Below are 13,337 nucleotides of genomic sequence, written 5' to 3'. Positions count from 1 at the left end.
GAATCCACAATGCGTATAAACGCGCTTTCACAGACGCCAACGCACGCGCCTCTGGCCGGTCAGCCTAACTGACTGACCCGCGTTTATGTAGCGACGGTAACGTCTCTGATTCTCAACCCCGCCCTTCGATGGGCGGTTGTCATTGGAGATGACCATGAACGTTACATACCGCGGCATTGTCCGCGCCTCTTGCGCTATTTCATCTGATCGTGCGGCTGATTACATCGCCAGCCGCCAATTTGAACGCCCGACACTGGTGCTGGACCCCATGCGGGTGGCAACGCAGTATGATGCGCTGGCCGAAGGCCTGTCCGGTGCCCGCATCCATTATGCCGTAAAGGCAAACCCGCAACCCGAAATTATCGGCACACTCGTGGCCCGTGGATCGCGCTTTGACGCGGCCAGCCGGGCGGAAATCGAGCTGTGCCTGAGCCAAGGCGCACAGCCTTGCGACATCTCTTTTGGTAACACCATCAAGAAAGTCTCGGATATCGCGTTCGCATACGGCGTGGGCATCGACCTGTTTGCCGCCGACGCGGAAGCAGAGCTGCTGAAGCTGGCAGAGCACGCCCCCGGCGCGCGCGTCTACATCCGCGTGATTGTCGAGCATTCGCAAGCCGACTGGCCGCTGAGCCGCAAGTTCGGCTGCGCCGCGTCGAAGGTTGTGCCGCTGATGGATATGGCTGTTGAATTGGGTCTGCGCCCTGTGGGTATATCGTTCCACGTGGGCAGCCAGACCCGCCGTGCGGCGTTCTGGAACCCCGTTCTGGACGAGATGGTCAAAGTCTGGGCGATGGCGAAAGACGCAGGTCACGATCTGACCGTGCTGAACCTGGGCGGCGGTTTTCCCGCGTTCTACGGCGAAAGCATCGACACACCGCGCAGCTACGCGTCGGAAGTGATGCACGCCGTGCGCGCACGGTTTGGTGCTGTGGACTATGTGATGGCAGAGCCGGGCCGTGGTCTGGTGGCCGAAGCTGGCCACATCGCAGCCGAAGTCCTGCTGGTGTCGCGCAAATCGGATGATGACATGCACCGCTGGGTCTATCTGGACATTGGCAAGTTCTCGGGCCTTGCCGAAACCATGGACGAGGCGATCCGCTATCAGTTCGAAACCGCGCGGGATGATGACGAATTTGGCCCATGCGTACTGGCAGGGCCGTCATGCGACAGTGCGGACGTGCTTTACGAAAAGCGTCCAATGATGTTGCCTGTCAGCCTGAGTGCCGGTGACAAGGTGATGATTCGCAACTGTGGTGCATATACCACCACTTACGCGACCATCGGTTTCAACGGATTTCCGCCGCTGGATGTGATCGTTCTGTGAACGGTTGACCGCGCGGAATAGGGTCGTCTGCTTTGGGAGGAGCAGGCGACCTTTTTAGCTGTGTGACGATGAATTCAAACGGGTTTGCGGGCGCGCAAAGCGGCGGTGATCGTGCCGTCGTCAAGGTAATCCAGCTCGCCCCCGATGGGAACGCCTTGGGCCAAGGTGGTTAGCGTCACGCTGCCCTCAAGCTGGTCTGCGATGTAGTGGGCGGTGGTCTGTCCATCGATCGTCGCGTTTAGCGCAAGGATGACTTCGCGCACGTCTTCGGCGTCGATCCGGTCAATCAGGCGGGGTATGCGCAACTCTTCGGGGCCGACGGCATCCAGCGCCGAAAGGGTGCCCCCCAGAACATGATAGCGGCCCTTAAAGACGCCTGAACGCTCCATCGCCCACAGGTCGGCGACGTCCTCGACCACGCACAATTCGCCGTTCTGACGTTTGTTCGAGGTGCAGATGTCGCAAACGTCCGTGGTGCCGACGTTGCCGCAGTTCAGACATTCGCGGGCGGTGGCCGCGACGGTCTGCATGACATCTGCCAGCGGTGTCAGCAGCAGGGCGCGCTTGCGGATCAGATGCAATACCGCGCGCCGCGCCGACCGCGGGCCAAGGCCCGGCAGTTTCGCCATCATCTCGATCAGGGCGTCGATGTCATCGGTCGAGCTCACGCGTGGTCTTTCAGGTACATCCCTGCCCGGTAGGGGGGTGTTACAGCCCGACCCTCCGGGGGGAGTTTAAGGGGCAAGATGTAGCCCGTTCAGAAGGGCAGTTTCATACCGGCGGGCAGGCCGAGACCCTCGGTCATCTTGGACAATTCTTCTTGCGATTTTTCGGCAGCCTTGGCTTGGGCATCCTTGATCGCGGCAAGGATCAGATCCTCGACAACTTCCTTGTCGTCGCTGTTGAAAATGCTGGGGTCGATTTCCAGTGCGGTCAGGTCGCCTTTGGCCGTGGCGGTGGCCTTGACCAGACCCGCGCCGGATTCGCCGGTGACCATGACGTTTTGCAGTTCGTCCTGCATCTGCGCCATCTTGTCCTGCATTTCCTTGGCTTTTTTCATCATGCCGGCCATGTCGCCCAGCCCGCCCAGTCCTTTAAGCATTGGTGTCTCCTTGGGTGTGTCGTTTATCTGTTATGTGATGTCGTAGCCCGTTCAGGGCAAGGGTCAGTCTTCCTCGAAGGGGTCCCATTCGTCTTCGACCTCGGGCAGCGCTTCGCCCTGCGCCTCGGCGGCGATGTCTTCGGGGGTTCGGATCGCTGTAATCCGCGCCTTGGGGAATTGGGCCATGACGGCCATGACCAACGGATGTGCCTCGGCCTCGGCACGTTTCTCCAATTCGGCGGCATCGCGCACTTCGGCTATGGTTTTGCCGCCGCCGTCATTGACGATGCTGACAGCCCAGCGGTTGCCAGTCCACGTTTGAAGCCGTGCACCCAGCCGTTGGGCCAGATCGCGCGGGGCGTTTTCAGCAGGCACGAATTCAATGCGGCCCGGTTGATAGGCGGCCAGACGCAGCGAGGTTTCAACCTCAACCAACAGTTTCACGTCGCGGTTGGTGCGGATCAGTTCGATTACGTGTTCAAAGCTGGGAAAGCGGGCAAGCGCGCTGTCCGCATTGACCGCCAAAGCCGTCGTCGGACCGCCACCACTGTGTGAAGCGGGGCGTGCAACCTGTGCATAGGCCTGAGTAGCGCCACCAGATGGGGCACCACCGACCGAGCCACCGTTGCCGCCCGGTGCTGGGGGCGGTGTGCTATTGAGCTTGCGTACCAGTTCCTCGGGCGTGGGCAGGTCGGCCACATGGGTCAGGCGGATGATCGCCATTTCGGCGGCCATCATCGCGTTGGGAGCGGCGGCGACCTCGTCCAGCGCCTTGAGCAGCATTTGCCACAGGCGCGTCAGCACCCGCATCGGCAGGTTTTCGGCCATCGTCTGCCCGCGCTGGCGCTCGTCGGGAGAGACTGTCGGGTCTTCGGATGCCTCGGGCGTGATCTTGACCACGCTGACCCAATGGGTGATCTCGGCCAGATCGCGCAGCACTGCCATCGGGTCGGCCCCGTCGGCATATTGCGCCCCCAGTTCGGTCAGGGCTGCGGCGGCGTCGCCGCGCAGGATCATGTCCAGCAGGTCCAGCACGCGGCCACGGTCGGCCAATCCCAGCATCGCGCGCACTTGTTCGGCGGTGGTTTCGCCCGCGCCGTGGCTGATGGCCTGATCCAGCAGCGATGTTGCATCGCGCGCCGATCCTTCGGCGGCGCGGGTGATCAGGGCCAGCGCGTCATCGGCAATCTCGGCGCTTTCGGCGCTGGCGATCTTGCGCATCAGCGCAATCATCACTTCGGGTTCGATCCGGCGCAGATCAAACCGCTGGCAGCGCGACAGCACGGTGACCGGCACCTTGCGGATTTCAGTAGTGGCGAAGATGAATTTGACGTGGGCGGGTGGTTCTTCCAGCGTTTTCAGCAGCGCGTTGAACGCACTGGTCGACAGCATGTGCACTTCGTCGATGATGTAAATCTTGTAGCGGGCCGAGGCCGCGCGGTAGTGGACCGAATCAATGATTTCGCGGATGTCACCCACGCCGGTACGCGATGCGGCGTCCATTTCCATGACGTCCACGTGGCGACCTTCCATGATCGCAACGCAGTGTTCGCAAATGCCACAAGGTTCAGTTGTGGGCGTGCCGTTGCCGTCGGGGCCGATGCAGTTCATGCCCTTGGCGATGATCCGTGCCGTGGTGGTTTTGCCGGTGCCGCGAATGCCCGTCATGATGAACGCCTGCGCAATGCGATCCGCGTCGAAAGCGTTCTTCAACGTGCGCACCATCGCATCCTGGCCGACGAGATCGGTAAAGGTCTCGGGCCGGTATTTGCGGGCCAGAACCTGATATTGGACGGGGGGAGTATCGGTCATGGCAACCTTGCTGGATTCGAGTGACCGTATAAACCTATGTGCTGGGGGCGGCGGCGTCTACCGTCCAACCTCACAATGACCATAGGGTGATGCCGGTTCCGATTGTTCCCAGCGCCATAGTCACAGCGACGATGATGAAATAGCGTGGTGTTTTGATGGATGCGTCGCGTTGGCTGAGGCGGCTGTGGGTGCGTTTGGCCTGACGCTGGGCAGACCAGAACATGAACAGGGCGGCGGCCAGAAAGATCGACGCGACGGCTTTGGCGACCCAAGTTGGTTCGAAAGCACCGAATACGGCCCTAAGGCCGATGGCGACGGCGATTGACGCCATGCCTGTGCGCATCCAGCCCGCGAACGTGCGTTCGTTGGCAAGGCTGGTGCGGTCCTCTGCCCAGTCGGTGCGCTCTTCGGCCAACTCATTTTGGTCTGACATTGAACCAATGTGAGGCAAGGGTGCTGGCTTGACAAGCGAACCTAGTGCCAAAATGAAGAAAGATCATACGTTTGCCCGCCCTCAGGTTTCAGGCGGCTGTGATAGCTGGCAGGTTGGGCAATGCGATATATTTGCCGCGCAAGACCTGTGAATTTTGGGGAATGCCGCTTTGCCGTACAAAGAAGGCTAGGGTGAGAGATTGGACAACGACCCAAGCGGGACTCGTTACGGCTGCTTCCTTCCGGATCTGACCGGGTTGGCGAGGCGCTCGCCCGCGCCAACCTCTCACCGCCCCATATAGGGGGCGTGTCGCGGCATGGCAACCATTTGACTACATCGAGATGCGCAGTTTCAGAAATCCGGCATCTGTTATGCCGACGTGCGCTGGGGCCAGATCAGCGATCTGGTCCAGAAGCGGCATGGCTTCGGGTGCAGTTTGTAGCACAGCAGTGACGCCAAGACCCGTTTTAAACCGCCACGTGTCGGCGGCCATTGCCGGCGCGGGGCCCTCGGCCAGTGCATGCAGGGCTGCTGCGGTGACAGATACATCGGTGCGCAACGCTATTTTGTCAGGCGACAGGCCGGGAAACCCACCGCCCCCTGCAAGGCGAAAACTGTTGGCGGCCACCAGAAATTGCTGGTCGTGGTCGATCGGGCTGCCGTTCCAATGCGCGCTTGCAACGCGCCGCGCCCGAGGGTTGATCATGCGGCCCGCCGCGCAATAGCGGGGCGGTTGTGTGGGGTCGAATGTGACAGTCAGGCCAGAGATCACGTCAAAAAGGAAACCCGGAACATCGCGCCGGGTCAGGGTTTGATCGGGTATGTCGGGGCGGAGGTGTTCAAAGGCGATGGCACAGCGTTCCAACCACTCCAGTATCTCTGCGCCAGTGGCGCAAACGGCCCAGACCATGTCACTGTAGGGCAGGATCATCGCCACATGCCGGCGCTGGATGACGCCGGGTGGCACGTTCAAAAAGTTCTGGGGACCGGCAGTGCCACCTTTGGCTGTTGTGCAGGTGGCAGCAAGGATGGGCAAGGACTGATAGGCGGTATCGCGCACGGCAATCCGGACGGCGCGTTTCATGCCGTGGGCCAGCAGATGCGTGGCGTGATCAGCGCGGACATAGGCGAAAAAGCTGTGCAGGTGCATGTCGGTGTGGCCCACGGGTTCACCCATGTGGGCCTGCGTCAACCTGCTGGCGGCTGCGGTGGCTTGCAAGATGGCAGGGTGCTCGGGGGTGTCTTCGCTGGTGGCGTGCAGGGTGCAGTGGCTGTCGCACACCTGCCAACCGTTTGTCGTGCGCTCCAGCTTGATGTCGATCACGCCAAGCGCGCGTGCCGCGAAGCCGGGCATCACGGCGGGCACTTGGTCCAGTTGCCCGCTGTTGGCATCAACACCGTCGACGTCCCGGTGATCCGGTCCGGGCAAGGACAGGTGGGTGTGGCCGCAAATGATTGCTGTGACGTCGGGCAACCGTGCGGCGGACAGTGCAAAATTTTCGTCCCTGTCAGCCGCAGTATCCGGCACGATACCCGCATGGGCCAGCACAACGATCAGATCGGCCCCTTCGGATTTCATCTGCGGGATCAGCGCTGCCAGTCGGGCCATCGGATCGACGATGCGGGCGCTTTGGTTCAGTTGCAAATAGTTCCAGACCCCTGTTTGTTCCGGCAGGGCAGAAATCACGCCAATGCAAACCGGATGCAGGGCGCCATCATCGCCACGCACCTTGCGCCGCAACAGTGTATAGGGGCGCAAGAACGGCAAGGCCGCGGATTCGAAATTGGCGCTGAGTACGGGGCAGTTCGCCCCTTTTAACAGGCGGTGCGTGACGTGCAGGCCGTGGTCTACGTCATGATTGCCCAGACCGATGGCATCATAGCCTGCCAACGCCAGGCACGCCGTGATCGGGTGTTGTGCCAGATGCGCGGGGGTGGTCATGACATCTGCCATTGCGGCCCCTTGCAGCAAATCGCCGTTGTCCAGTGTTAGCACCAGCGCATCGGGCCGCGCTGCGCGGGCCTGCTCTATCAGCGTGACCACCCGCGACAGGCCGCCGGTCGGACGTGTGATGTCCAGCGTGTGGTCATGTGCGGTCAGCTGCATATGGATGTCGCTGGTGGCCAGAATGCACAGTTCGGCAGTGACCGAGCCGTTATCTGGGGGAGGCAAAGGCGAAATGGCGTTGACCATATCAACGATCCGTAAAGTAGAATTTTGGACAAATAAATCCCCTTGGGTTGCAAGGTGCAGGTCACAAGGATTTTTCATGGGATTGAACCCGTTTTGCCCGCGTGGCACAGGTAAAAATGGTACGAGGGAGACGACACAGATGCGATACGCAGAGCAGGTGACTTTCGGAGGTTCGGCGTTGGACCGCGCAGGCGAGATACGCGCAAACCCCGAGGCCATGGCCGCCGCCCGCACCCATCCCGACGCCCGTGCAATTGCGCTGTGGCGCGGCAAGCCGCTGATCGTGCGCATCCGGCCCACCATTCTGATGCGCCTGCCGATGGACCATCCGATTTTGCAGGATGCGGTGGAAGAACCTATATTTCTTGGCCGCGAAGACGGCGCACCACTTTTTGCCTTTAATCTGTCGAAGTGGGAGCCGGACCAGACCGATATGGCGGCACTGGGTGGCTTTCTGGACCCCAGCGAACAGCACCATCCGACGCTGGAAGACCTTGAAGTCTTTGCCGAGTTGCGCCGCGTTATGACATGGCTCAGCCCGCGCGATGCCGAACTGGCCGCCACTGCCAAGGCGATTATCGGCTGGCACGAAAGCCACGGCTTTTGCTCGAAATGCGGGGCCGCCAGCGAGATTGCCGATGCTGGATGGAAACGTGATTGTCCTGCCTGTCACGCCAGCCACTTCCCGCGCACCGATCCGGTTGTGATCATGTTGATTACCAACGGTAATTCGGTGCTGATGGGTCGCTCGCCGGGGTGGCCGGACGGGATGTATTCCTTGCTGGCTGGCTTTGTCGAACCCGGCGAGACGCTTGAGGCCGCCGTGCGCCGCGAAGTCTTTGAAGAAAGCGGTGTGCGGGTCGGGCAAGTGGACTATCTGGCCAGCCAACCCTGGCCCTTTCCGGCGTCATTGATGTTTGGCTGCCACGGCATAGCGACCAGTGAAGAAATCAACATTGATCCGATCGAGATCGAAGATGCGATATGGGTCAGTCGCGAGGAAATGGTACAGGCCTTTGCAGGTGAGCATCCGCGCATGTTGCCAGCGCGGAAAGGTGCAATCGCGCACTTTTTGCTGGAAAACTGGCTTGCAGACACACTGGATTAAGATGAAACTCTTTAAGATCTCAAAAAGAGAACAGGCCACACCATGAAATTTTCAACCCGCGAGGATATCGAGGCGCCGATTGATACGGTATTTGACATGCTGTGCGATTTCGAGGGCTTTGAACGGTCCGCCATGCGCCGCGGTGCCGAAGTGCAGCGCGTTGACCGGCTGGCTAAACCCGGCGTCGGGATGATGTGGGATGTGGTGTTCTCCATGCGCGGCAAGATGCGTAAGGTGCAGTTGGAGATGGCACGTTTCGAGCGGCCACAGGAGATGCTGCTGGTTTACCGCGCAGCGGGGCTTGAGGGGACTTTTCAGATCGAACTAATGGCGCTGTCACGTAGCCGCACGCGAATTGCGATATCGTTCGAGCTGGTGCCTATGAACCTGTCGGCACGGTTGCTTGTGCAGTCGTTGAAGCTGGCAAAAACATCGCTGACCAAGCGTTTCAAGCTGCGCGTGGCGGAATATGCCAAAGGCATGGAAGAACGGCACAAGCGCCTAGCGTGAGGCCGTACGTGGAAGTTTGAAAATAAAGCATGTGCCGGTATCGTCCGACTTTACCTGCATTTCGCCATTGTGCGCCCGCGCAATCTGGTCGGCAATATACAACCCCAGACCCAGACCGTTCTGGTTGTTGTCCGGTTCGGTGCCGGAAAACGGTTCGAAGACACCTGCTTTCCGCTCGGGTGGAATGGGCTTGCCGCTGTTGTGCACCTCAATGACCAGATCGCTGCCAACATCGCGGGCGATCAGGCGCACAGGCGTCGTATTGTCGCCATGTGTTGCGGCGTTTGCCAGCAAGTTCGAGATTAACTGCGAGATGCGCTTGTCATCGGCCAGCACCGGGTCGGCGAAATTCAGATCGGACTCGAACCGCGTGTCAGGATGGGCAAGCCGAGTCTCCTCTAGCGTGTGAACTAACACTTTGTGCAATTCTGCGTCAGAGGAGGTCGCCAGATTGATGCCGCTGCCCAGACGTGCGTGGGCAAAGTCCATCATATCGTCAATCAGCGCTGACATGCGCCCGACTGACTCCTTGATGCCGTTCATCAGCACTTGTTTGGTCGGGTCGCCCTCTTTGCGTTGCAACATACGTGTCGCGGCATTGATGGCGGCCAGCGGGTTGCGCAAGTCGTGGCCCAAAATGGCAATGAACTGTTCGCGAAAACGCGCTTCTTCCTCGCGGTTCTTCAGATTGGCCCTGTTCATTTTGTCTTCGGTAATGTCGCGGGCCGAGCAGAAATACCGGTCGCCTTCGGGCACACAGTTCCATGACAGCCAGCGATAGCTTCCATCGCGGTGCCGGTACCGGTTTTCAAAGCTCATGACCGGTTTGCCACTTTGAAGTATCTCGAAGGCGCGCGCGGTTCTGGCTACGTCATCGGGATGGACAAAGTTCAGAAACATCTCGGCTTCAACTTCATTGGCGCGCCAACCCAATACCTTGTACCATGCGGGGTTGGTGCCCTCAAATTTGCCATTGGCACTCAGTACGCCCAAAACTTCGGGAGTGGCATGCCAAGTCAGGCCGTATTTTTCGAAAGAATCAGGCATTTGTCGGACTCAAGTTTAGAGATGGTAAACATTGCCGCAAGCGCTGGGACAGAAGTCCGGTACTTCTGTCCAGAAGCTAATTCTATACTTCATACAATGCACAACTGTCTGAAGCAAATGGATATTAATGCGGCGGCGGCTTGCACTGTCCGCATTCAATCGCGCCCGTCCGCCGCAGGATACACGCCCAGAACCTTGATCATATTGGTGAAATACGCCAGTTCTTCCAGCGCACGGGCCACTGCCGGATCTTCGGGGTGGCCTTCGATGTCGGCATAGAATTGCGTGGCAGTAAACGCGCCGCCCACCATGTAGCTTTCCAGTTTGGTCATGTTGACGCCATTGGTCGCAAAGCCGCCCATCGCTTTGTATAGCGCCGCCGGAATGTTGCGTACCTCAAAGACAAAGGTGGTGATCATATGATCGGCGCGGCGGCTGTGATCGGCCTTGGGGGACATCAGCAGGAACCGTGTGGTGTTGTGGCCCTGATCCTCGATGCCATTGGCCAGAACGGTCAGCCCGTGGATTTCGGCAGCAACAGCCGAGGCCAGTGCACCCACGCCCGTTTCACCTGTGGCTGCAATCTCGGCGGCGGCACCGGCGCTGTCCGCTGCGGCCTCTGATGTGATGCCATGGGCGTCCAGAAACGCCCGCGCCTGCGGGATCAGCACCAGATGCGCACGCACGTGTTTGATATCGTCCAGCGTCTGGCCGGGGTTGGCCATTAGCGCGATCCGGACCCGAACAAAGGCTTCGTCCACGATGCGCAGGCCGGATTCGGGCAGCAACCGGTGAATGTCGGCCACACGGCCATAGGTCGTGTTCTCGACCGGCAACATGGCAAGATCGGCGGCACCGGTTTTGACGGCGGCAATAACGTCATCGAAAGTGGTACAAGGTACGGGAATCGCTTCGGGCCGTGCCTTGAGGCAGGCTTCGTGACTGTAGGCACCCAAATCTCCCTGAAAGGCGATACGTTCCGGCATGATTGATCCTTTGTCTTAGGGCCCGCTGTATTTTGCGGGGGGCAGGGCGATTGGTCGCGGTAACTACACCTTGCCACAGCCAAGGGGAAGCCGTAGAAACCGCGCCAAACCCATAGACGTGGATGCGAGATAAATGTTCGACACTATGACGATAACAAAGGTCGCCGGTGCCCTGTGTGGCGCTCTTCTGATTCTCTTGCTGGGCAAGTGGGCAGCCGAGGGCATGTATCATGCCCAAAGCCATGGCGAAGCGGCCTATGTGATCGAAGTGGCCGACAGCGGCGAAGATAGCGCCCCTGTTGAAGAGGTGAACTTTGACGAGCTTATGGCCGTCGCGGATGTTGAATCGGGTGCCAAAGTTTTCCGCAAATGCTCGGCCTGTCACAAGCTTGACGGTACGAACGGCACAGGTCCGCACCTTGATGGTGTTGTCGGCCGCGAAATCGCGTCGATTGGCGAATTCAGCTATTCGGGCGCTCTGACCGAGTTGCCAGGCGACTGGACACCAGAAGAACTGAGCCATTTCATCGAAAACCCGCGTGGCTATGCGCCGGGCACGGCGATGGGCTTTGCCGGCCTGAAAAAACCACAGGATCGCGCCGACGTGATCGCCTATATGCAAAGCGTCACAAACTGATCCGACCGTTTTGCGAATTTACAAAAGGCCGCTTGCTTGGTGCAGGCGGCCTTTTTCGTGCGCTCAAGCATTTGTGCTGACGTTTCTTTGCCGTTCACGGAAACTCAACTTGTAACCGGTGCTGCTAGCCCTTTAGCGTAGATGTGCCATATTGCGTTGAAACCAACGCCAAAAACGACCCCCACCAAGGAGGACAGGTATCATGATGTCACGCCCCCGCAGACCACAGGCCCAGGTTATCGCCAAGGCCCGCAGCGCTAAACCGGACACAGGTGTCTGGGCCGCGGGTCTTGCCGTGCTGCTGGCGCTGATGCTGGCCCTGCCGGTCTGGGCCGACAGCCATGCCGCGACCGACAGTGCGGACGCCCAAGACATTATCAACACCCACGGATATTCCTTTTACGGCGATCTGACCTATCCGCAGGATTACAAAAACTTTTCCTATGTGAACCCCGATGCACCCAAGGGCGGTGAAATCTCGCTGGGCGTGGTGGGTACATTCGATTCGATGCACCCCTACACCCGCAAGGGCCGCGCCGGGGCATTGTCGTCAATGATGTACGAAAGCCTGCTGGGCGATGGGCCGACAGGCGCATCGGTGCCTGCGGATGTTTACGGCGAATCCTATGGGTTGTTGGCAGAACGTTTGGAGTATGACGAAGGCAAGAATTGGGTGATTTTTTACATGCGCCCCGAGGCGCAATTTTCCGACGGCACGCCGGTCACAGCCTATGACATCGAATTTTCGCACAACCTGCTGCTGGACGAAGGTTTGAAATCCTATGCCGACGCGGTGCGCCAGCGTATTCCCAAGGTCGAGGTGATCGACGACCACACCATCAAATTCCACTTCACGCCTGGCATTTCGCGACGCAGCCTGATCGACCAGGTGGGTGCAGTGCCCGCATGGTCCAAAGCGTGGTACGAGAAAACCGGCGCTGGCCTGAACGAAAGCCGCCTCGAGGTATCGCCCGGCTCTGGCCCCTATGTGATCGACAGCGTCGATGTGAACCGTCGCGTTGTCTACAAACGCAACCCCGATTACTGGGGCGCCGATCTGCCGTTCAACGTCGGGCGCAACAACTTTGACCAGATCCGCATCGAATATTTCGGTGACGACACCGCGTCGTTCGAAGCATTCAAAGCGGGCGAATACACGTTCCGCCGCGAGAGCGATTCAAAGAAATGGGCGACGGGCTATGATTTTCCCAAGGTGAAAAGCGGCGCGATCAAGGTCGAAAACCTGCCGGACGGCTCGCCTCCTACGCCGGCGGGTATCGTGTTCAATCTGGATTCAGAGCCGCTGAAAGACCGCCGGGTGCGTCAGGCGCTTGCGCTTGCATTCAACTTTGAATGGACCAACGAAAGCCTGCAACACGGGCTGTTCAAACAGCGCGCTTCATTTTCGCAAGACACCGACGTGATGGCCAACGGGTTGCCCAAAGGGGCCGAACTGGAACTGTTGCAAAGCCTTGGTGATCTCGTGCCTCCAGAGATGCTGAACGAACCTGTGGTGATGCCCCACACGTCCAGCCCCGAACGTTTGCTGGACCGGCGCAACGCCCGTACCGCAATGAAACTGCTGGACGACGCCGGATGGGCCGTGGGTGATGACGGCATTCGCCGTAACGCTGCGGGCAAGGTTCTGAAGCTCAATTTCCTGTTCAACTCTTCGGCGTCGGGAACGCTGTCGGGGGTGATGGAGAACTATGTTTCGAACGTGAAGAAGCTGGGCGTCGACATCACCTTGGAAAAGGTTGATTCGTCGCAATACACCAGCCGCGAGCGGGACCGCGACTATGATCTGGTCTATGATCAGTATCTGACCTTCCTGATTGCCCACACAGGATTGAAACAGGCCTACGGGTCGGAAACCTCGGCGTTTTCGCTGTTCAACCCTGCGGGCCTGTCCAGCCCGTTGGTGGACGCCATCATTGACGCAGGCCTGAATGCCCAGACCAGCATCGAGGAAAAGACCGCGCTGACTGCGCTGGACCGTGCCTTGCGCTATGAATTCTTCATGATGCCCGTCTGGTACAACCCCAGTCATTGGGTTGCCTATTATGACCAGTACGAACATCCCGAGACGATCCCGCCCTTTGATTTGGGGTATATGGATTTCTGGTGGTACAATCAGGAAAAAGCCGACGCCCTGCGCGCGTCGGGCGCGCTGAGGTAAAC

General features: G+C 59.5%; 12 protein-coding genes and 1 other RNA gene. 5 read left to right on the top strand and 8 right to left on the bottom strand.

The features are described 5' to 3' along the window. The first annotated feature begins 148 nt into the window (after nt 1–148). Nucleotides 149–1,327, top strand: a complete 1,179-nt coding sequence (locus tag SULPSESMR1_RS13755) for a type III PLP-dependent enzyme (protein ID WP_089421340.1) — start codon at nt 149–151, stop codon at nt 1,325–1,327. Between the two features lie 74 nt (nt 1,328–1,401). Here the strand turns inward: SULPSESMR1_RS13755 and recR are convergent, their stop codons facing one another. The 6 genes from recR to SULPSESMR1_RS13725 form a co-directional block, all read right to left on the bottom strand. Further along, entirely contained in the window at nt 1,402–1,995 is a 594-nt protein-coding gene (recR, locus tag SULPSESMR1_RS13750; RefSeq protein WP_089421339.1) for a recombination mediator RecR, read from the bottom strand. Nucleotides 1,996–2,084: 89 nt separating this feature from the next. Continuing rightward, nucleotides 2,085–2,429 (bottom strand): YbaB/EbfC family nucleoid-associated protein, encoded by a 345-nt coding sequence (locus SULPSESMR1_RS13745; RefSeq protein WP_089421338.1) that lies wholly within the window; start codon nt 2,427–2,429, stop codon nt 2,085–2,087. Nucleotides 2,430–2,492: 63 nt separating this feature from the next. After that, complete coding sequence (locus SULPSESMR1_RS13740) at nt 2,493–4,241, bottom strand: DNA polymerase III subunit gamma/tau (protein ID WP_089421337.1); 1,749 nt, start codon at nt 4,239–4,241, stop codon at nt 2,493–2,495. Between the two features lie 70 nt (nt 4,242–4,311). Further along, nucleotides 4,312–4,674 (bottom strand): YidH family protein, encoded by a 363-nt coding sequence (locus SULPSESMR1_RS13735; RefSeq protein ID WP_089421336.1) that lies wholly within the window; start codon nt 4,672–4,674, stop codon nt 4,312–4,314. 189 nt (nt 4,675–4,863) lie between these two features. Next, nucleotides 4,864–4,962, bottom strand: an RNA gene (ffs, locus tag SULPSESMR1_RS13730) — signal recognition particle sRNA small type. Nucleotides 4,963–5,005: 43 nt separating this feature from the next. Next, entirely contained in the window at nt 5,006–6,868 is a 1,863-nt protein-coding gene (locus SULPSESMR1_RS13725; RefSeq protein ID WP_162791910.1) for a 5'-nucleotidase C-terminal domain-containing protein, read from the bottom strand. 139 nt (nt 6,869–7,007) lie between these two features. Between SULPSESMR1_RS13725 and nudC the strand changes: the two genes are divergently transcribed. Next, nucleotides 7,008–7,976, top strand: a complete 969-nt coding sequence (gene nudC, locus SULPSESMR1_RS13720; RefSeq protein WP_089421334.1) for an NAD(+) diphosphatase — start codon at nt 7,008–7,010, stop codon at nt 7,974–7,976. A gap of 42 nt (nt 7,977–8,018) precedes the next feature. Then, a complete protein-coding gene (locus SULPSESMR1_RS13715; RefSeq protein WP_089421333.1) occupies nt 8,019–8,486 on the top strand; it encodes an SRPBCC family protein in 468 nt (155 codons plus the stop codon). On the opposite strand, the gene SULPSESMR1_RS13710 is transcribed toward SULPSESMR1_RS13715, so the two are convergent. Both SULPSESMR1_RS13710 and SULPSESMR1_RS13705 read right to left on the bottom strand, forming a co-directional pair. Beyond that, complete coding sequence (locus SULPSESMR1_RS13710) at nt 8,478–9,533, bottom strand: PAS domain-containing sensor histidine kinase (protein ID WP_240311447.1); 1,056 nt, start codon at nt 9,531–9,533, stop codon at nt 8,478–8,480. The genes SULPSESMR1_RS13715 and SULPSESMR1_RS13710 overlap by 9 nt on opposite strands. A 155-nt stretch (nt 9,534–9,688) precedes the next feature. Beyond that, nucleotides 9,689–10,519 carry a prephenate dehydratase gene (locus tag SULPSESMR1_RS13705; RefSeq protein WP_089421332.1) on the bottom strand — a complete coding sequence of 277 codons (831 nt, stop codon included), beginning with the start codon at nt 10,517–10,519 and terminating at the stop codon, nt 9,689–9,691. A 133-nt stretch (nt 10,520–10,652) separates the two neighbouring features. Between SULPSESMR1_RS13705 and SULPSESMR1_RS13700 the strand changes: the two genes are divergently transcribed. Next, nucleotides 10,653–11,156, top strand: coding sequence for a c-type cytochrome (locus SULPSESMR1_RS13700; protein WP_089421331.1), 504 nt, complete (start codon nt 10,653–10,655; stop codon nt 11,154–11,156). A 310-nt stretch (nt 11,157–11,466) separates the two neighbouring features. Continuing rightward, entirely contained in the window at nt 11,467–13,335 is a 1,869-nt protein-coding gene (locus tag SULPSESMR1_RS13695; RefSeq protein ID WP_089422331.1) for an extracellular solute-binding protein, read from the top strand. Nucleotides 13,336–13,337 lie beyond the last annotated feature (2 nt).

Source organism: Pseudosulfitobacter pseudonitzschiae (assembly GCF_002222635.1).
Taxonomy (GTDB): Bacteria; Pseudomonadota; Alphaproteobacteria; order Rhodobacterales; family Rhodobacteraceae; genus Pseudosulfitobacter; species Pseudosulfitobacter pseudonitzschiae_A.
This window is presented reverse-complemented; position numbering and strand designations above follow the sequence as displayed.

Coding starts and splice junctions, on each gene's coding strand:
- SULPSESMR1_RS13755 (WP_089421340.1), top strand. CDS start 149: ATGACCATGAACGTTACATACCGCGGCATTGTCCGCGCCTCTTGCGCT.
- SULPSESMR1_RS13745 (WP_089421338.1), bottom strand. CDS start 2,429: ATGCTTAAAGGACTGGGCGGGCTGGGCGACATGGCCGGCATGATGAAA.
- SULPSESMR1_RS13740 (WP_089421337.1), bottom strand. CDS start 4,241: ATGACCGATACTCCCCCCGTCCAATATCAGGTTCTGGCCCGCAAATAC.
- SULPSESMR1_RS13735 (WP_089421336.1), bottom strand. CDS start 4,674: ATGTCAGACCAAAATGAGTTGGCCGAAGAGCGCACCGACTGGGCAGAG.
- SULPSESMR1_RS13725 (WP_162791910.1), bottom strand. CDS start 6,868: ATGGTCAACGCCATTTCGCCTTTGCCTCCCCCAGATAACGGCTCGGTC.
- nudC (WP_089421334.1), top strand. CDS start 7,008: ATGCGATACGCAGAGCAGGTGACTTTCGGAGGTTCGGCGTTGGACCGC.
- SULPSESMR1_RS13715 (WP_089421333.1), top strand. CDS start 8,019: ATGAAATTTTCAACCCGCGAGGATATCGAGGCGCCGATTGATACGGTA.
- SULPSESMR1_RS13710 (WP_240311447.1), bottom strand. CDS start 9,533: ATGCCTGATTCTTTCGAAAAATACGGCCTGACTTGGCATGCCACTCCC.
- SULPSESMR1_RS13705 (WP_089421332.1), bottom strand. CDS start 10,519: ATGCCGGAACGTATCGCCTTTCAGGGAGATTTGGGTGCCTACAGTCAC.
- SULPSESMR1_RS13700 (WP_089421331.1), top strand. CDS start 10,653: ATGTTCGACACTATGACGATAACAAAGGTCGCCGGTGCCCTGTGTGGC.
- SULPSESMR1_RS13695 (WP_089422331.1), top strand. CDS start 11,467: ATGCTGGCCCTGCCGGTCTGGGCCGACAGCCATGCCGCGACCGACAGT.